Below are 18,314 nucleotides of genomic sequence, written 5' to 3'. Positions count from 1 at the left end.
TTCCTTCGTACCCGGTGGCGGCGGTCAGGCGGCCGGGGCCGGGGCCGGGTTCGCGGTGGCCGGCTGCTCGGGGGAGGGGATGGTGGTCATCAGGTCGTCCGTGCCGGCCGGGCCGGCCGCCGGGGGCGGGGTCACGGCGGCGATCGCGGTGGTGACCACGCCGGCCGGCTCCTCCTCCACGGCGTTGACGTTCGTGTGGTCGACCACCTCGCGGCGGGAGAGCTTCCAGATGCCGAAGCTGGAGGCCACCAGGAAGACGGCGACCAGCGCGGTGCCCCAGGCGCCGAAGCCGGTGACGTACTCGGCGAGCGCGCCGACCAGCGCGGCGGCCGGCAGGGTCAGCACCCAGGCGACGAGCATCCGGGTCGCGGTCGACCAGCGCACCACACCGCCCTTGCGGCCCACGCCCGCGCCCATCACGGAGCCGGAGACGACGTGCGTGGTGGACAGCGAGAAGCCGAGGTGGGAGGAGGCGAGGATGGCGGTGGCCGCGCTGGTCTGGGCGGCGAAGCCCTGCTGCGGCTGCATGTCCGTCAGGCCCTTGCCCATGGTGCGGATGATGCGCCAGCCGCCGATGTAGGTGCCGAGCGCGATGGCCAGGCCGGCGGAGAGGATCACCCAGGTGGGCGGGTCGGAGTCGGGCGCGATGGCGCCGCCGGCGACCAGGGCCAGGGTGATGATGCCCATCGTCTTCTGCGCGTCGTTGGTGCCGTGGGCGAGCGAGACCAGGCCCGCGGAGGCGATCTGGCCGGCCCGGTAGCCCTTCGCGGCGGCCTTGCCGTCGGCCTTCTTGCCGAGCGTGTACGACAGGCGGGTCGCGACCATCGCCGCGACGCCGGCCACGACGGGGGCGGCGACCGCGGGCAGCAGCACCTTGGTGACGAGCACGTCGCCGTGGACGGCGCCGAAGCCGGCCGAGGCGACGGTGGCGCCGATCAGACCGCCCATGAGGGCGTGCGAGGAGCTGGAGGGCAGGCCCACGAGCCAGGTCAGCAGGTTCCAGAGGATCGCGCCGACCAGGGCGGCGAAGATGACCTCGGGACGGATGCCGCTCTCGTCGACGAGACCCTTGGAGATCGTGTTGGCGACCTCCACGGAGAGGAAGGCGCCCACGAGGTTGAGGGCGGCGGACATGGCCACGGCGATCTTGGGCCGCAGCGCGCCGGTCGAGATGGTGGTGGCCATCGCGTTGGCGGTGTCGTGGAAACCGTTCGTGAAATCGAACGCGAGAGCAGTGACCACCACAATCGCGAGGATCAGCGAGAAGCTTTCCATTTACCCAGGCATTCGTTCGAAGTCATTGGCGGGTCGAACGTAGGTAACCCGGGTGAACGGAAGGTGAACTGAGCCGGGCGTCCCGATGTCGGAAAGAGGGGGCCGCTGCTCCGTTCCACCGCCCCGGCCCGGGCGGCACACGGCCCGCGTGCCCGGCGCGGGCCGTCGCGGCCGCTCGCGGGCCCGGGGAAGAGATTTCGGTCACCCCGGGCTGGCAGGATCGCGGCATGACGGAGCAGTGGCGGGAGCGGCAGGACGGACGGACGGGCGGCGAGGGGGAGGCGGCCGGTGAGCGTCAGGCTCCCGATCGGGAGGCGGCCGATCGGGAGGCGGGCGAGCGGGAGGCGGGCGAGGGGGACGCGGGCGAGCGGGAGGCCCGGGCCTGGGCGGATCTGGTCGCCGCGGCGCGCCGGACCGTCGCCGACGGGCTGGTCGTCGGCACCTCCGGGAACGTCTCGGTGCGCGTCGGCGACCTGGTGCTGGTCACTCCGTCGGGCGTGCCCTACGACCGGCTGCGGCCGCGGGACCTGACGGCGGTCGGCCTCGACGGCCGCCAGGTGCGCGGCACGCTGGTGCCGACGAGCGAGCTGCCGATGCACCTCGCCGTCTACCGCACCACGGACGCCCGGGCCGTGGTGCACACGCACGCCGTCCACGCCACGGCGGTCTCCACGCTCGTGCCGGAACTCCCCCTCGTCCACTACATGGCAGCGGCCCTCGGCGGCCCCGTCCGGGTCGCCCCCTACGCGGCATACGGCACGAGGGAACTGGCCGAGAACATGCTGCGGGCCCTGGCCGGCCGCACGGGCTGCCTCCTGCGGAACCACGGCACGATCACCTACGGCGCCACCCTCGACCAGGCCTACGACCGCACCGCCCAGCTGGAGTGGATGTGCCGCCTGTGGCTCACGGCGGCCTCCGTCCCGGGCCTCGCCCCCAGCCTGCTGAGCGAGGAGCAGCTGACGGAGGTGGGGGAGCGGCTGCGGGGCTACGGGCAGCGGGAGTGACGGCGGCCGCGTGAGGCCGGCCGCCGGGGGCCTTCCCCCGCGTGACGCCCGGCTCGGTTCCCCGGATGTCGCCCCCCTCGGTTCCCCGGATGTGCTTCCGGTGGCTTGGGACGGACACCGCCGGGAAACTGAATGTCGTGCGCACTGTCAAAGCGACGGCCGCTGCCGTCACCGCCGTGATGGGTGCCGGGGCCGCGGCCGTGGTCGCCGGCCGACTGGCCAGCGACGCCGCGCTCAAGGCGCCCCCGGGCCGGCCGCTGCCGACCGAGCCCCGGCTCACCGTCCACGCCACGGCCGCCGGCCGGATCGCGCTCACCCGCGACCTGGCCGCCCTGCGCCCCGGCACGTACGGCCTCGCCGGCGACGGCAGCCATGCGGTCGTCGGCCAGGTCCTGGACTCCGCCGAGCACACCGCGGACACCGTCGTACGGCGCCTGGAACGCGTCACCCACGGGACGCTGGAACCAGGCGACAAGGTGTGGCTCACCGCCAACCTCCACGTCGGCGACCCCCGGGCCGCCATCGGCCTGGAACACGCCGACGTCGACGTGCCCGGGGAACTCGGCTCCCTGCCCGCCTGGTTCGTGCCCGCCGCCCGGGACACGTGGGTGATCGCCGTGCACGGTCTCGGCACGACCCGCGAGCTCCCCCTGAACGTCATGGGCATGCTGAACCGGCTGCGCCTGCCCGTGCTCGCCCTCGCCTACCGCGGCGACCTGGGCGCCCCCCGCCCCCCGGACGGCCTGAACCACCTCGGCGAGACCGAGTGGCGCGACGTGGACGCCGCGATCCGCTACGCCGTGCGCTATGGCGCCCGCCGGGTCGTCCTGTACGGCTGGTCCACCGGCGCCACGATGGCGCTGCGCGCGGCCGAACTCTCGGGCATGCGGGAGCACGTCTCCGGGCTCGTGCTGGACTCCCCGGTGCTCAGCTGGCCGACCACACTGCGCGCCCTCGCCCTGGCCCGGCGCACACCGGGCGCGCTGCTGCCGCTCGCGGTGCGCGCCGCGCAGGGCCGCACCGGACTGCAGGACGGCCCCGCCGACGGCACCATCACCGCGGACGCCGACGGCCTGTCGGTGCCGACGCTGATCGTCCACGGCCCCGGCGACACGGTGGCCCCCTGGCGCTTCTCCCGCCGCTTCGCCGAACGCCGCCCCGACCTGGTCGCCCTGCACACGGTCGCCCACGCTCCCCACGGAGCGATGTGGAACGCCGACCCCGAGTCCTACGAGGAAGCACTCCGCCGCTTCATGACCCCACTGATGTGACCCCGCCGCGTGGCGATGAGACGCCCGACGGGGGCACGGCGCTATCCGGCGCCGACACGGCCGCCACCGGGGCCCCGCCCCCGGCACGGAAGCCCGTGCCCGGCCCGCCGCCGGTCACGGTTCCCCTGCCGAGCGGCTCGCCGCCTCACGCCGGCCAACGGCAGCCATGCGCCGGGACGGGCGCCCGCGCGGGCGAGCCGCCGCGCCTTGCAGCACCGGTCGGGGCGGATCGTCGACTGACGCCGGCGTGGCCCCCTGCCGGGCGGCTTGCCGACTCACGCCGGCGAACGGCTGCCATGCGCGGGGACGGGCGCCCGCGCGGGCGAGCCCGCTGCGCCTTGCAGCGCCGGTCGGGCGGATCGCCGGTGGGCGCCCGTCCCGTGGCAGAGCACGCCGCCTTGCGACCGGCGGAGCCGCCGCAGGCCCGGGATCTCCCGACGGCCTGTCGCCGCTCGGCGAGGTGGCGTGGCCCCCAGGCGAGTGGTGCTCCGCCGCCTCGGCCACCCGTCGCCGTCGGAGCAGTGCCCGTGTCGCCGCTGTCCGGCCGCCGGGGGATGCGCGGTCGGGACCTGGCCCCGGGCTCGCGGCGACGTGCCTGGGTGTCGGCCTCGCCTCGCGGAGTGGCGGTCCCGCGCGCAGACGCCCCGTGGTGTCACTCGCGCCGCGGTGGTCGCCGCGGCGGGGCCTGCGCAGGCGGTCTCGCGTGGCGACGCCGACACCGCCGTCCACCGGTTTCCGAGCCGTGCCGCCGCTGTCCGGCCGCCGACGGGCGCGCGGGCGGGCCCGGGCGCCCGGGGCCTGCGGGTGACGTGCGGGGGCGTTGGTGTCGCCGCGCGGAGCTGTGGCCGACGCGACGGGGCCCGGCGTGCACGTGCAGGCGGTTCGCGCCGTCGCAGTGGCCCCGGGGCGGTGGGGCTTATTCCGTTTCTGGGGTCCGTTCAAGGGCGTACGAGTGGCCTGATCACGCCTGGTCCGGCCGTCCTGAGCAGGCCCGCCACCCACCGCCGAAGCCCGCCGTGGCATTCCGTTTGGGTTTTCGGACCGTCAACCGGAAGACTGCACCTGTGACGTCCCGTATCCCGCGCGACTCCAGGCTTCGACTCGTCCGACCCCGACCCCTGGCCGCCGCCCCCAGAGCCGTGAACCAGAGGCGCCCGCGCCGGCGGGCGCCCCGCCCGCCCGAGGGCACCCCGGCGCCCGCGGAGCTGGCCGGAATGGCTCGTTCCGGGCTGGCCGCCGCCGCCCGCGTCGCCCGCTGGGCCGACGCCGCGCTCGGCCCCGGCCGGGCCGGTGCCACCGCCGACGGCAAGGCCACCCTCTCCGACACGACCGCGGAAGGCGCCGCGCGCGAGCTGGGCCTGACCGTGGATCAGGTCCGCGCCGACTGGGACATCGCCCGCCTCGCCGGTCTCGTCGAGGTGCACGGCGACAGCGCCCGCCCCGGCTGGCGGCTGCGCGCCTGGGACCGCGACGACAGCGCCGTCCTGCGGGGCTGGGTCGCCCTGTTCGACGCCTGGTCGCTCGCCCACCCCGAACCCGGGGACCAGGAGCCCGCGGCCGTCGCCGAGGTCGTCTCGGCCATGCCCCAGCTCCTCTCCTTCCTCCAGCTCTCCGCCGGCCCCGTCCCCGTGGAACAGCTCCTCGACCTGCTCCGCCAGCGGGTCACCGAACTGCGCACCGAGCGCTGCGAGGTCCCCTACGCGTCGGAGGTGCCGCGCATCGGCGCGTCCGCCGTCCCCGGGGATGCCGCCGCGCCCGGCGCCGACGCCGCCGTACCGGTCGACGAGGCCGAGCTGGCGCCGCTGCTGGACTGGGCGCTGCGCGCCCTCGCCTCGGTCGGCGCCCTCACCTACGGCGACGGGCACGCCACGCTCACCCCCCTCGGCAGCTGGGCGGTCTGGGTCAAGCTGGAGCAGATCTGCGTCGCGGCGCAGAGCCCCGCCGGCAACATCGAGCAGTCCGCCGAGGACATGCTGCGCGGCTGCGCCCAGCTGCGCCCGAACGCCGCCCGCGCCGAGTACCGCGCCTGGCTCGCCGCCCGTCCCGTCGGCAACGCCGTCACCGAGCTGCTCGCCGCCGCCCGCGGCGACGACGCCCTGCTGCGCGGCCTGGCCTTCGAGGCGCTGCGCGTCGTCGGCGCCCCGGCCGAGCCCGACGTCCGGGCCGTCGTCGAGGAGCCGACGCTGCGGCCGTACGCCCTGCTGTGGCTGGCCGAGCACGACGGGGTGGACCCCGAGGACGCCCACGAGGTGCTCACCCGCGAGGAGGCCACCTGGCTGTGGGTCGACACCGCCGCCGCCGTCGCCGACCACGGCGAGGCCCCGATGCTGGTCCGGCACCTGGAGTCGGCCCTGCAGCCCACCGTGCCGGCCCTGCTCGACGAGGTCCGCGCCGTCGGCCACCCGCGTACCGTGCAGGTCCTGGTCGCCCTGGCCGCCGCCCACCCGGACCCGGCCCTGGCCAAGGCCGTGCGCCGCGCTGCCTTCCAGGTGCACACCGGGGGCAGCTGACCGCACCGGGGGCGCACGACCCGCACCGGGGGGCGCACGCCCGCAGCGGACGTACGCCCCCCACCGCGGGCCCCCGCCGCGGGTCGCCCCCCGCCACCGTGGGTCGCCCTCACACCGCGGGCCGCCCCCACCGCAGGCCGGAAAAGCAGTTGCACGGGGCCGTTAGACTGGTCCCATGGCCATTCTCCTCGCGCATTAGACGGCGGGACCGTCCTTCACACCGTCCACCGTCAATCCCCACCGCCCAGGAGTCTGACCCCGTGATCTCCGCCTCCGGTATCGAGCTGCGCGCCGGCGCCCGCATCCTCCTCGAGAACGCCACCTTCCGCGTCACCAAGGGCGACCGCATCGGCCTCGTCGGCCGCAACGGCGCCGGCAAGACGACGCTCACCAAGGTCCTCGCCGGCGAGGGGCAGCCCGCCGCCGGCAACGTCGCCCGTTCCGGCGAGGTCGGCTACCTCCCTCAGGACCCGCGCACCGGCGACCTCGACGTCCTCGCCCGCGACCGCATCCTGTCCGCGCGCGGCCTCGACGTGCTGATCCGCAAGATGCGCGACAACGAGCAGCGCATCGCCAACGGCTCGGGCGCCACCCGCGACAAGGCCCTCAGGCAGTACGAGCGCCAGGAGACGGAGTTCCTCACCAAGGGCGGTTACGCCGCCGAGGCCGAGGCCGCCACCATCGCCGCCGCGCTGAACCTGCCCGACCGGGTGCTCGGCCAGCCGCTGCACACCCTCTCCGGCGGTCAGCGCCGCCGTATCGAGCTGGCCCGGATCCTGTTCTCCGACGCGGACACCCTCCTCCTCGACGAGCCCACGAACCACCTCGACGCGGACTCGATCATCTGGCTGCGGGACTACCTGAAGACCTACCGCGGCGGCTTCATCGTCATCAGCCACGACGTCGACCTCGTCGAGACGGTCGTGAACAAGGTGTTCTACCTGGACGCCAACCGCTCCACGATCGACGTCTACAACATGGGCTGGAAGCTCTACCAGCAGCAGCGCGAGGCCGACGAGAAGCGCCGCAAGCGCGAGCGGGCCAACGCCGAGAAGAAGGCCGCCGCGCTCAACGCGCAGGCCGACAAGATGCGCGCCAAGGCGACGAAGACGGTCGCCGCGCAGAACATGGCCCGCCGCGCCGAGCGGCTGCTGTCCGGGCTGGAAGGCGTGCGCGCGCAGGACAAGGTGGCCAAGCTCCGCTTCCCGGAGCCCGCGCCCTGCGGCAAGACCCCGCTGATGGCCGAGGGCCTGTCGAAGTCGTACGGCTCCCTGGAGATCTTCACCGACGTCGACCTCGCCATCGACAAGGGCTCCCGGGTCGTCATCCTCGGCCTCAACGGCGCCGGCAAGACCACCTTGCTGCGTCTGCTGGGCGGCGTGGAGCAGCCGGACACCGGCCAGGTCGTCCCCGGCCACGGCCTCAAGCTCGGCTACTACGCGCAGGAGCACGAGACGCTCGACCCGGAGCGCACGGTGCTGGAGAACATGCGCTCCGCCGCGCCAGACCTGGACCTCGTCGAGGTGCGCAAGGTGCTCGGCTCGTTCCTCTTCTCCGGCGACGACGTCGACAAGCCGGCCGGCGTGCTCTCCGGCGGCGAGAAGACCCGGCTGGCCCTGGCCACCCTGGTGGTCTCCTCGGCCAACGTCCTCCTGCTCGACGAGCCCACCAACAACCTCGACCCCGCCAGCCGCGAGGAGATCCTCGGCGCGCTGCGCACCTACAAGGGCGCCGTCGTCCTGGTCACCCACGACGAAGGCGCGGTGGAGGCGCTCCAGCCGGAGCGGATCATCCTGCTCCCGGACGGCGTCGAGGACCTGTGGGGCGCGGACTACGCGGACCTCGTCGCCCTGGCTTGATCGAATGGATGATCCACCGGTATGGATCATTCGGCCGAGCCGTGATCCATCATCTGTGTGAGATCTCCTCGTATCGAGGTGTGTCATACACGTATGTGACGGCCGGCCCTCCCTGCCCGGAGGGCCGGCCGTCCTACGTCTCTGACCTGCGGCTTCCCTGGCGGACCCGTTCGATCCTCTGGACGCCGACCCGCGGAATTGCTGCTTCCGATTGTGTGGACGCGCTCCTGTCGTCACGACGGTGTCGCACGGACCTTGCCGAATGGGTGGCCAACCCGCGCCGGAGGGGTGATCATGAGGAGACCAGAGCGCACTTCCCTTGAGGAGGCACGGGTGGCCGAGACTCTGAAGAAGGGCAGCCGGGTGACCGGCGCCGCGCGCGACAAGCTCGCGGCAGACCTGAAGAAGAAGTACGACGCCGGTGCGAGCATCCGGGCGTTGGCCGAGGAGACCGGCCGCTCGTATGGCTTCGTGCACCGCATGCTCAGTGAGTCGGGCGTCACGCTCCGCGGACGCGGTGGGGCAACCCGGGGCAAGAAGGCCCAGTCGGCCTGATTGATCCCCCGGGCGGCCCCTCGACTCCGATGGTGGCCACCCGGTCGGCCGACCGGCCGGGCGGGTGGTTACTGTGCAGTCACTTACGGATGCCCGCACGGGCATCCGGCCGACGGATGCCCCACGTGGGCATCCCCGTGACCGCACGCATCGGAGGCGCCCCATGGCCACGCCCGGCCCGGAACTCGTTCCCCTGCTCGACCAGGACGGCGTACGGCTCACCGTCGACGGCGCGATCGCCACGGTGACGCTGACCGCTCCGGCCAAGCGCAACGCGCAGAGCCCCGCCATGTGGCGGACGCTCGCCCAGGCCGGCCGGCGGCTGCCGGGCTCCGTCCGGGTGGTCGTGCTGCGCGGTGAGGGCAAGTCCTTCTCCGCCGGGCTCGACCGGCAGATGTTCACGCCCGAGGGGATCGAGGGCGAGCAGTCGTTCGTCGACCTCGCCCGCAGCAGCGACGCGGACCTGGACGCGGTCATCGCCGCGTTCCAGGAGGCGTTCACCTGGTGGCGGCGCAATGACATCGTCTCCATCGCCGCCGTCCAGGGCCATGCCATCGGGGCGGGCTTCCAGCTCGCTCTCGCCTGCGACCTGCGCGTCGTCGCGGACGACGTGCAGTTCGCCATGCGCGAGACCAGCCTCGGGCTGGTCCCCGACCTGACGGGCACGCATCCGCTCGTCGGACTGGTCGGCTACGCCCGCGCGCTGGAGATCTGCGCGACCGGGCGCTTCGTCCTGGCCGAGGAGGCGGTGGCCTGCGGCCTGGCCAACCTCGCCGTGCCCGCCGACCAGCTCGAGGGCGCCGTCAAGGACCTGGCCGCCGCCCTGCTCGCCGCGCCCCGGGACGCGGTCATCGAGACCAAGGCCCTGCTGCGCGGCGCCGCCGACCGCACCTACGACGAACAGCGCGCCGCCGAACGCCAGGCCCAGGCCCGCCGCCTGCGCGACCTGGCCGGCCTCGGCGAGTGACCCCGGCACATCACCCGAACGCCGTACAGGCCGCGGAAGCGACTCACCCGACCGGCGTACCCGCCACGACGGCCGGGTGATCGGGCGGGGCCGCGGAGGCGCCCCGAGGGGTCGGTGCACCGCCTCCTGTCACGGCCGAGTGCGTCGGACCGGCTGCGAAGGCGCCGCAGCCGGCCGGCGCGCCGCTACCGCCACGGCCGCCTGATCCGGCGCGCCGAGGATCAGAGCCGCCTCACCCGGCCGGCGTACCCGGTGCCGGCACGACGCGGGCCGGGTGATCGGGGTCGGCTGCGGAGACGCGTCACCCGGTCGGCGTACCCGTTCCTGCCGCAGTCGCGCCGGGTGGGCCGGGCCGGTCGCGGTGGGAGTCAGCCGACCTCTGTGACCAGGACCGCCACCGTCGGGCGGTCCGGCAGCGCCTGGGCCACCGCCACGCGGACGGCCCGGGCCACGTCCACGGGCCGGTGGCCGGGGCCTACGGCGATCTCCACGCGCGCGTGGCGGTGCGGCAGGGCCGCGCCGTCCTGCGCGCGTTCCGACAGGTGCACCGGACGGCTCAGCCCGCCCAGCGAACCGGTGAGCCCGGCGACGCCCGGCACCGCGAGGGCCGCCGCGGCGGCACGCGCCTCGTCGACGTCCGCCGTGTCGCCGCCCGCCCCGGCCCGGTCACCGCCGGTCGCCCGCGCGCTCGCGCTCGACGTGTCCGCGGGCGCCGCCTGCCACGGTGCCGGGGCCTCGTCCAGCAGGTCGACCACGCGAACGTCCACCTCGGAGACCGTCAGCCCCAGCCCCTCCCGCGCGGCCGTCGCCAGCAGCGAGCGCACCCGCTCCGCGGTCACCGGCAGCGGCTCGGCCGACGTCACCGACACCTGCGCCGTCACCCGCAAGGGCCCCGGCGGCAGCGCACTCGGCGGCGGCGGTACGACCGGCTCCGCCACGTCCGCCGGATCGGCCGGCCCGATGCGCATCGCGCCCAGCAGCACACCCGGCAGGCCCACCGCCGCCCGCGCGAGGAACGCCCGCGCCGCGCCCTCCGCCAGCCACGCGCCGTCGAGCGCCTCGCCGAGCGGCAGCAGCCTGCCGAGGCCCAGCCGTTGCCGTACGTCCCGCGTCCACCGATCCGCTGTCATTCCTCCAGCCTGCCGCATCACGGGCGCGCGATCGCGGAACCGCACTTACGGTGGTCGAAGTACGACGATGCGGAAGGACACGGCGATGAGCGACATGACGGCCGGAAACCGGACGGGCGCGTCCGAACTCCACAAGGAGCCGCAGACCACCCGTCGCGGTGGCGGCGACCCCGGCAGCCGCGGCAAGACGACGATCGCGGACGGCGTCGTCGAGAAGATCGCGGGTCTCGCGGCCCGCGACGTGCCGGGCGTGCACGCGATGGGCAGCGGGCTGTCCCGCACCATCGGCGCCGTGCGCGACCGCGTGCCGGGCGGCTCCAAGTCCGTGACCCGGGGCGTGAAGGCCGAGGTCGGAGAGGTGCAGACGGCGCTCGATCTGGAGATCGTCGTCGAGTACGGCGTGTCGATCTCGGATCTCTCGCGCGAGGTGCGGGAGAACGTCATCGCGGCTGTCGAGCGGATGACGGGCCTGGAGGTCGTCGAGGTCAACATCGCCGTCAGCGACGTGAAGCTCCCCGAGGAGGAGGACGAGGAGCCGGAGCAGCCCCGTATCCAGTGACGGCGACCGAGCGGGCCGTCGAGCAGGCTGACGAGCTGAGGAGCACAGCATGAGCATGGCCGTGGCCGGCATGATCGCCGGCATGGCACTGGCCTTCGCCGGATACTTCGGCGGCTTCGGCGCCTTCGTGCTGGTGGCGGCACTGGGCGCCATCGGCTTCGTGGTCGGCCGGTTCCTGGAGGGAGACCTCGAGGTCGGCGACTTCTTCCGTGGCCGTAGCGACCGGCGGCGGTGACGCCCGTGACCAGTGGGGCCGCTGAGCTCCGCAGCTCCCGGGCCGCCGTGCCGCCCGGCGAGCGCGGCGCGACACGGATCGCCGACCGGGTGGTGGCCAAGGTCGCCTCACAGGCGGCGCGCGAAGCGGTCGGCACGCTGCCCGGGGAGGCCGCGACCCCGTACGCCACGGTGGTCGTCCACCACAACACCGCGCGCCTGCGCGTCCACCTCGAACTCGACTACCCCACCGACATCGGCGCCCGCTGCCGCGCGGTGCGGCGCCATGTCGCCGAGCGGGTGAACGCACTGGTGGGCATGGACGTTCCGGAGGTCGCCGTCCACGTCGAACGGCTGCATCTCACACCCGCGTACGGCGCGGCCCAGGGGAGGACGACATGAGTGAACCCGAGGGGGCCACCCGGCAACCGCCCGTGCTGGAGAAGCCCGCGCCCGCCCCCGACGAGGGCGGGCACTCCCGCGCGGGCCGCTTCTGGTCGGCCCGCCGCATCCCGGCCGGCATCGTCGCCGTGCTGCTCGTGGCCGGCTTCGGCATCTTCCTGTACGACATCAGCAGCGTGCGGGCCGGCCATCCGGCGATGCACTGGCGCCGGTTCCTCGCCCGGCAGCTCGCCACGCGCCCGCTCGACGACGTCTGGGTCCTGCTCGGCGCGGGCGTCGCCGCGGTGCTCGGGTTGTGGCTGATCGTGCTGGCCCTTACGCCCGGCCTGCGAGCCTTGCTGCCGATGCGCCGCACCCACCCCGACGTGCGCGCCGGACTGACCCGGGACGCGGCCGCCCTGGTGCTGCGCGACCGGGCGATGGAGGTGGCCGGGGTGCAGGCAGCGCGGGTCCGGGTGGGCCGCGGGAGAGCGGACGTCCGCGCGATGTCGCACTTCCGTGACCTGGACGACGTGCACGCCGACCTGGACGCGGTGCTCGGCGACGCGGTGGCCGCACTGGGCCTCGCCCGGCCGCCCCGCCTTGCCGTGCGCGTCCGGCGGCCCGGACGGAAGGGGTGACGGGGATGCTCACCACCGTCAACCGGGTACTGCTCGCGCTGACCGGGCTCGTGCTCCTGGCACTGGGCGGCGCGGTCCTCGCCGTGGGGCTGGGCGCGCCGCCGCCGTCCTGGTGGATCCACGCCGACCGCCACGACGTGCTGCTCAGCGACGCCGAACGCACCCACTGGCGGGACGCCGACTGGTGGTGGCCGGCGGTCATCGCCGCGCTCGCCGTCCTGCTCCTGCTCGCCCTGTGGTGGCTCACCGCGGTCCTGCGCCGCCGCCGGCTCGCCGAGGTCCTCGTCGACACCGGCGACGGCGAAGGGGCGCGGGTGCGCGGCCGGGCCCTGGAGAACGTTCTCGCCGGCGACGCGACCACGCTGGACGGCGTCGCCCGCGCGCAGGCCCGTCTCACGGGCCACCGCACCGCGCCCTCGGCGCACCTCCGCGTCCACCTGGAACCGCATGTGGACCCCGCGACGGCTCTCCATCACCTCACCGACCACGCCCTCACCCACACCCGCGACGCGGCAGGCCTGACGGCCCTGCCGACGGAAGTGCGGCTACGGGGCGTCAGACACGGGGCGGAGAGGGTCAGCTGACTCCGGGCCGGCGCGGAGGGGTCAGCCGAGTCCGGGTCGGTGCGGAGGGGTCAGCTGATTTTCGGCCGGGTGCGGAATGGGTCCTGCGCGGAATGGGTCCTGATTCAAGGCCCGCGCGGACGAGTCAGCCGATTCCGGGGTCGGCCGGAGGGTCAGAACCCGTGTCGCGTGCCGCCGTCCACGGGCAGCATCACTCCCGTGACGTAGGAGGCCGCCGGGGAGAGCAGGAACGCCGCCGCGCGGCCGAACTCCTCGGGGGCGCCGTAGCGGCGCAGCGGGATGCGCGACTCGCTCGCCGCCCGCGTCGCCTCCGGGTCGGCCGACAGGGCGTCCAGCTCCCGCACCCGGTCGGTGTCGATCCGGCCCGGCAGCAGCCCCACGACCCGGATGCCGCGCGGCCCCAGCTCGTCGGAGAGGGACTTGGCGAACCCGGCCAGGCCCGGCCGCAGCCCGTTGGAGATGGTCAGCCCCGGGATCGGCTCGTGCACCGACCCGGACAGCACGAAGCCGATGACGCCGCCCTGCTCCAGCTCGGCCGCCGCGGTCCGCGCCAGCCGTACCGCGCCCAGGAACACCGAGTCGAACGCCGCCCGCCACTGCTCGTCGGTGTTGTCGGCGACGAAGCCGGGCGGCGGCCCGCCGACGCTGACGACCATGCCGTGGAAGCCGCCGAAGTGTTCGCGCGCGGCGGCGACGAGCCGCTGGGGCGCGTCGGCCTCGGCGTTGTCCACGGCCACCCCGACCGCGTTCGCACCCAGCTCGGCGGCCGCGTCCGCGACCCGCTTCTCGTCCCGCCCGGTGATGACGACCTTCGCACCGTCGGCGACCAGCTCCCGCGCGGTGGCGTTGCCGAGCCCGCGCGTGGCCCCCGTGACGACGTACACCCGGTCCTTCAGTCCAAGATCCATGGCCCCTATCCTGCCTCCTGCCCGCCGAAGAGGGCGAGTGCGGTGGAGACCAGGCCGATGTGGCTGAACGCCTGCGGGAAATTGCCCAGCTGGCGGCCGCTGGCCGGGTCGTACTCCTCGGACAGCAGCCCCACGTCGTTCGCCACCCCCACCAGGCGCTCGAACAGCTCCCGCGCGTCCTTCGTACGGCCGCTCGCGTGCAGGGCGTCCGCCAGCCAGAACGAGCACGCCAGGAACGTGCCCTCGTCGCCGGGCAGCCCGTCCACGGTGGCGTCGTCGGTGGTGTAGCGGCGCACGAAGCCGTGGTGGCCGAGCTCCTCGCGGATCGCCTCGATCGTGCCGAGCACGCGCGGATCGTCCGGCGGCAGGAAACCCACGCGCGGGATGAGCAGCAGCGCGGCGTCCAGCTCCTTGGAGCCGTAGTACTGGGTGAAGGTGTTGCGCTGCTTGTCGAAGCCCTTCTCGCACACCTCGCGGTGCACCTCGTCCCGCATCGCCCGCCAGCCGTCGAGGTCCCCGTCGAGGTACGCGTGCGTTTCCAGCGTGCGCACGGCACGGTCGGCGGCCACCCACACCATCACCTTGGAGTGGACGAACTGCTTGCGTCCGCCGCGCACCTCCCACAGCCCCTCGTCGGGCCGGCGCCACTGGTCCCGCAGCCAGTCCAGCAGCGACCGCTGGATCGCCCACATGTGCGGCTTGGTGGACAGCCCTGCGCAGCGGGCCAGCCACAGGGAGTCCATCACCTCGCCGTACACGTCGAGCTGGAGCTGTCTGACCGCGTCGTTGCCGATGCGTACGGGCGTGGAGCCGGCGAAGCCGGACAGCCACGGCAGTTCCACCTCCGGCAGCCGCCGCTCGCCCGCCAGCCCGTACATGATCTGCAGGTCGGCCGGGTCGCCCGCGACGGCGCGCAGCAGCCAGTTGCGCCACTCCTCCGCCTCACGCCGGTAGCCGGCCGTCAGCAGCGCGCCCAGGGTGAGGGTGGAGTCGCGCAGCCAGCTGTAGCGGTAGTCCCAGTTGCGCACGCCGCCGATCTCCTCCGGCAGCGAGGTCGTCGGCGCGGCGACGATGCCGCCGGTGGGGGCGTAGGTGAGCGCCTTGAGGGTGATCAGCGAGCGGACCACGGCGTCGCGGTGCGGGCCGTGGTAACGGCACCGCGCCACCCAGCTGCGCCAGTCCCGCACACTGCCGCGCAGTGCCTCGTACGGGTCGATCTGCCGGGGGCGCGGCTCGTGCGAGGGGTGCCAGGTCAGCACGAACGCGACCGACTCGCCCTTGCCGACGGTGAACTCCGAGTGGGTGCCGAAGTCCTCGCCCCAGGTCCGTACGGACGGCTCGCTGCGCAGCCACACCGAGTCCGGTCCGGCGACGGCCACCCGGTGGTCGCGGGAGCGGCGCATCCACGGGACGATCGAGCCGTAGTCGAAGCGGATCCGCAGCGTGCTGCGCATCATGACGCGGCCCTCCAGGCCCTCCACGATACGGACCAGGTCGGGTGCGCGGTCGCGCTGCGGCATCAGGTCGGTGACGCGGACGCGGCCGTCGGGGGTGTCCCACTCGGTGTCGAGGACGAGGGTGTCGCGCCGGTAGGCGCGGCGGGTGCAGGGGCCGTCGACGCCCTGGGGCGCGAGGCGCCAGTGGCCGTTGTCCTCGTCGCCGAGGAGCCGGGCGAAACAGGCGCCGGAGTCGAAGCGGGGCAGGCAGAGCCAGTCCACCGAGCCGTCACGGCCCACCAGGGCCGCGGTCTGCTCGTCGCCGATCAGGGCGTAGTCCTCGATGCGGGGGTGCACGCAGTTCCGGGTTCCCGCGCGGGGATCAGGGCAATCAGCGGGTGCGCCGGGGGAGTGAGGGCCGCCGCCACGGGCAGGTGCCCGTCAGGTCACACCGCGGTCGGGTCACACCGCGGACAGGTCACACTGCGGTCGGGTCACACCGTGGCGGGCTCGGTCTCCTGCGCCGTCTCCTGCGCGGCCTGCGCCCGCTCCCGGATCTCGCGGCGGGCCATGACGACCCAGCCGACGGGGACGCACGCGGAGAACAGCCACCACTGGATCGCGTACGCGTAGTTCAGCGCGGAGTCCTCCATGCCGGGCTTGCCGCCGATCAGCTCCGGGCTGCCGCCCTTGGGCTGCGGTGCGCTCAGCGCGAGGTAGCCGCCGACCACCTGCGCGCCCAGGCGCCGCGCCTGCTGCTCGCTGTTGATCAGCATGATCTGCCGGTCCGGCAGTCCCTTGACTTCCTTGATGCCGCTGGCCGCGGTCGTCTCGTCGGGCATCAGCCGCCCGGTGACGGTGAGCCGGCCGCTCGGCGGGGCAGGGACGTTCGGGAACGCGGTCTGGGTCGGGGCGTCGGCGGGGATCCAGCCCCGGTTGACCAGGACGACCTTGCCGTCCGTGAGGACGAAGGGGGTGAGGACGTGGAACCCGACCTCACCGGAGTCGTCGACCCGCCGTCGCACGACGACCTCGCGCCCGGCGTCGAAATGCCCCGTGGCGGTCACGTTGCGGTAGCGCTGCTTGGTGGTCACGGTGTGCCCCGGGGAGGTCAGCCGCTCCACGGGTACCGGCTTGGAGTTGAGGGCGTCGGTCACCAGCTGGTTGCGGGCGCTGCGCTCCTCGTAGCGGTGCATCTGCCAGAAGCCCAGCTTGATCATCGTGGGGATGAGCAGCAGAGCGACCAGCGTGAGGATCACCCATTGCCGGGTCAACAGGAAGCGGTACACCCCACGACGGTACAACTCGGGCCGTGGGGTGCTCGCACAGGGGGTGTGCTGTCCGCGGTGCTGCGGGCGGGCTCCGGGGGTGCTCCGGCCCCGGTCAGACCCGGTCGATGATGCCCGCCTTTCCCTCCGCGCGGGCGCAGTGGGCGCCGCAGAACCAGTGGCCCTCGACCTCCACGCCCTGGCCGATGATCTGGACACGGCAGTGTTCGCAGATGGGGGCCATGCGGTGGATCGCGCAGGAGAAGCAGTCGAAGACGTGCACCGCGCCCTGGGCGTGGACCTCGAAGGTCATTCCGTAGTCATTGCCGCAAACTTCGCATCTCGCCATGGGCCACAGGGTGAGCCGTCGGCCGGACGCGGGCGAGCGGATGCCGGGCGAGTCGCACGGCAATCACCCGTCCGCGCGGGTCGCGGGCCCGCGCGGACGGGTCCCCTCGCCCGCCGGGCGACTTCCGGGGCACGGCGCGCTACGGCCGTCCTGCCGGGTGCGGCCGTCCCGCCGTGCGCCGTCCTGCCCGGTGCGGCCGTCCCGCGCCGTGCCTCGGCGCCTCGCCCTATGCCGGGCCCTCGCCGTCCGCCGGCTCCACGTCGCTCAGCAGCTGGCCGAACGCCGCCTCGTCGACCACCGGTGTGCCGTACTGCCGGGCCTTGACCACCTTCGACGTGCCGGACTCGGGGTCGTTCGTGACCAGCAGGCTGGTCAGCCGGGAGAGGCTCGTCGCCACGTGCAGCCCGGCCTCGACCGCCCGGTCCTCCAGCAGCTCGCGGTCGGTCGACGTGTCCCCGGAAAACGCGATCCGCATCCCCTGCTTGAGCCTTTTGCCCTCTTCGTACCGGCCCGGGTTGGGATAGGGGCATGCGGGCCTTTTGCGGGAAGGGCGCCAACTGCCCGATCCGTAGCCGCCGAAGCCGGAGGAGCCGTAACCGGAGGAGCCGCCCGCCTGCCGCACGATCAGCGGCGCGGGTCCGTCGCGCCACTCCGTCAGCGGGCGGCACTCCTGCAAGGGGAGCCGCGCCCCGCTCGCCGCCGCGGCCTTGAGGCTCGGCCGGAACGCCTCGGCCAGCACGCGCGCGTCGTCCAGTGCGTGGTGCGCCCGCTGCTGGACGACGCCGAAGTGGGCGGCCAGCGTCTCCAGCTTGTGGTTGGGCAGCGGCAGCCCCAGCTCCTTCGACAGCGCGATGGTGCACAGCCGCTGCCGCACCGGGGCCTCGCTCTCGGCGCGCGCGTACTCCCGCGCGATCATCTGCCAGTCGAAGACCGCGTTGTGCGCCACCAGCACCCGCCCGGCCAGTCTTGCCGCGAACTCCTCGGCGACCTCCCGGAACAGCGGCGCCCCTTCGAGGACGTCGCTCGTCAGGCCGTGGATCCACACCGGCCCCGGATCCCGCTCGGGGTTGACCAGCGTGTACCAGTGGTCCTCGACCTCGCCGCGCGCGTCCAGCCGGTAGACGGCCGCGGAGATGATGCGGTCGTCGCGGGCCAGGCCGGTGGTCTCCACGTCAACGACCGCGTATCCCAGGGGATACGCGGCCGGCCACTCGGTGGGGGAGGAGACTGCGGTCGCGAGGTCTTCGAGCATGGTCCCTGAGGATACGGGCCGCCACTGACAGCACCGTCCGTCAGGTCCGCCTCCGGCCAGGCCGATTCACGCCACCAGCATGCCCGATACGTCCCTTCTTCCTCCGAAACGCCGCTGCTTTCTCCGCGTTCGCCCTCCGCGACGGCCCG

The 18,314-nt window shown here is 74.2% G+C and carries 18 protein-coding genes; 11 read left to right on the top strand and 7 right to left on the bottom strand.

Translation table 11 applies throughout. From position 1 onward, the window contains the following. Positions 1 to 24: 24 nt before the first annotated feature. Positions 25 to 1,275 (bottom strand): inorganic phosphate transporter, encoded by a 1,251-nt coding sequence (locus AC0B9F_RS35300; protein ID WP_472009512.1) that lies wholly within the window; start codon positions 1,273 to 1,275, stop codon positions 25 to 27. 227 nt (positions 1,276 to 1,502) lie between these two features. Between AC0B9F_RS35300 and AC0B9F_RS35295 the strand changes: the two genes are divergently transcribed. From AC0B9F_RS35295 to AC0B9F_RS35270, 6 genes are all read left to right on the top strand, one after another. Beyond that, on the top strand, positions 1,503 to 2,282 hold the full coding sequence (locus AC0B9F_RS35295; RefSeq protein WP_472009510.1) for a class II aldolase/adducin family protein: 780 nt from the start codon (positions 1,503 to 1,505) through the stop codon (positions 2,280 to 2,282). Between the two features lie 137 nt (positions 2,283 to 2,419). After that, positions 2,420 to 3,553: an alpha/beta hydrolase gene (locus AC0B9F_RS35290; RefSeq protein WP_472009508.1), complete on the top strand. Its 1,134-nt coding sequence runs from the start codon at positions 2,420 to 2,422 to the stop codon at positions 3,551 to 3,553. Positions 3,554 to 4,617: 1,064 nt separating this feature from the next. Continuing rightward, a complete protein-coding gene (locus AC0B9F_RS35285; protein WP_472009506.1) occupies positions 4,618 to 6,063 on the top strand; it encodes a hypothetical protein in 1,446 nt (481 codons plus the stop codon). A 260-nt stretch (positions 6,064 to 6,323) separates the two neighbouring features. Then, positions 6,324 to 7,922, top strand: a complete 1,599-nt coding sequence (locus AC0B9F_RS35280; RefSeq protein ID WP_472009504.1) for an ABC-F family ATP-binding cassette domain-containing protein — start codon at positions 6,324 to 6,326, stop codon at positions 7,920 to 7,922. Between the two features lie 333 nt (positions 7,923 to 8,255). Continuing rightward, on the top strand, positions 8,256 to 8,477 hold the full coding sequence (locus AC0B9F_RS35275; RefSeq protein WP_043499642.1) for a helix-turn-helix domain-containing protein: 222 nt from the start codon (positions 8,256 to 8,258) through the stop codon (positions 8,475 to 8,477). 163 nt (positions 8,478 to 8,640) lie between these two features. After that, positions 8,641 to 9,444, top strand: a complete 804-nt coding sequence (locus AC0B9F_RS35270) for an enoyl-CoA hydratase/isomerase family protein (protein ID WP_472009502.1) — start codon at positions 8,641 to 8,643, stop codon at positions 9,442 to 9,444. Positions 9,445 to 9,812: 368 nt separating this feature from the next. Here AC0B9F_RS35270 and AC0B9F_RS35265 read toward each other — a convergent pair whose 3' ends face one another. After that, entirely contained in the window at positions 9,813 to 10,574 is a 762-nt protein-coding gene (locus AC0B9F_RS35265; protein ID WP_472009500.1) for a nucleopolyhedrovirus P10 family protein, read from the bottom strand. 85 nt (positions 10,575 to 10,659) lie between these two features. Between AC0B9F_RS35265 and AC0B9F_RS35260 the strand changes: the two genes are divergently transcribed. The 5 genes from AC0B9F_RS35260 to amaP are packed head-to-tail and all read left to right on the top strand — an operon-like array spanning position 10,660 to position 12,952. Further along, positions 10,660 to 11,133 carry an Asp23/Gls24 family envelope stress response protein gene (locus AC0B9F_RS35260; RefSeq protein WP_472009498.1) on the top strand — a complete coding sequence of 158 codons (474 nt, stop codon included), beginning with the start codon at positions 10,660 to 10,662 and terminating at the stop codon, positions 11,131 to 11,133. Positions 11,134 to 11,182: 49 nt separating this feature from the next. After that, complete coding sequence (locus tag AC0B9F_RS35255; protein ID WP_472009496.1) at positions 11,183 to 11,368, top strand: hypothetical protein; 186 nt, start codon at positions 11,183 to 11,185, stop codon at positions 11,366 to 11,368. Then, a complete protein-coding gene (locus AC0B9F_RS35250) occupies positions 11,365 to 11,748 on the top strand; it encodes an Asp23/Gls24 family envelope stress response protein (protein ID WP_472009494.1) in 384 nt (127 codons plus the stop codon). Before AC0B9F_RS35255 ends, AC0B9F_RS35250 begins: the two co-directional genes overlap by 4 nt. Continuing rightward, on the top strand, positions 11,745 to 12,368 hold the full coding sequence (locus AC0B9F_RS35245; protein WP_472009492.1) for a DUF6286 domain-containing protein: 624 nt from the start codon (positions 11,745 to 11,747) through the stop codon (positions 12,366 to 12,368). The genes AC0B9F_RS35250 and AC0B9F_RS35245 overlap by 4 nt, the downstream gene beginning before the upstream one ends. Before the next feature lie 5 nt (positions 12,369 to 12,373). Then, positions 12,374 to 12,952, top strand: coding sequence for an alkaline shock response membrane anchor protein AmaP (gene amaP, locus AC0B9F_RS35240; protein ID WP_472009490.1), 579 nt, complete (start codon positions 12,374 to 12,376; stop codon positions 12,950 to 12,952). A gap of 152 nt (positions 12,953 to 13,104) precedes the next feature. On the opposite strand, the gene AC0B9F_RS35235 is transcribed toward amaP, so the two are convergent. The 5 genes from AC0B9F_RS35235 to AC0B9F_RS35215 all read right to left on the bottom strand — a co-directional run bounded on the left by AC0B9F_RS35235 (position 13,105) and on the right by AC0B9F_RS35215 (position 18,165). Continuing rightward, entirely contained in the window at positions 13,105 to 13,860 is a 756-nt protein-coding gene (locus AC0B9F_RS35235; protein WP_472009488.1) for an SDR family oxidoreductase, read from the bottom strand. 5 nt (positions 13,861 to 13,865) lie between these two features. Next, positions 13,866 to 15,653: a glycoside hydrolase family 15 protein gene (locus AC0B9F_RS35230; protein WP_472009486.1), complete on the bottom strand. Its 1,788-nt coding sequence runs from the start codon at positions 15,651 to 15,653 to the stop codon at positions 13,866 to 13,868. 137 nt (positions 15,654 to 15,790) lie between these two features. Next, positions 15,791 to 16,585, bottom strand: coding sequence for an SURF1 family cytochrome oxidase biogenesis protein (locus AC0B9F_RS35225; RefSeq protein WP_472009484.1), 795 nt, complete (start codon positions 16,583 to 16,585; stop codon positions 15,791 to 15,793). Positions 16,586 to 16,679: 94 nt separating this feature from the next. Beyond that, positions 16,680 to 16,913, bottom strand: coding sequence for a hypothetical protein (locus AC0B9F_RS35220; protein WP_472009482.1), 234 nt, complete (start codon positions 16,911 to 16,913; stop codon positions 16,680 to 16,682). Between the two features lie 226 nt (positions 16,914 to 17,139). Then, complete coding sequence (locus AC0B9F_RS35215) at positions 17,140 to 18,165, bottom strand: DEDDh family exonuclease (RefSeq protein WP_472009480.1); 1,026 nt, start codon at positions 18,163 to 18,165, stop codon at positions 17,140 to 17,142. Positions 18,166 to 18,314 lie beyond the last annotated feature (149 nt).

The organism is Streptomyces sp. NPDC097129 (assembly GCF_055668065.1).
The sequence above is the reverse complement of the archived record's forward strand: the minus strand, read 5'-3'. Positions and strand labels throughout refer to the sequence as shown.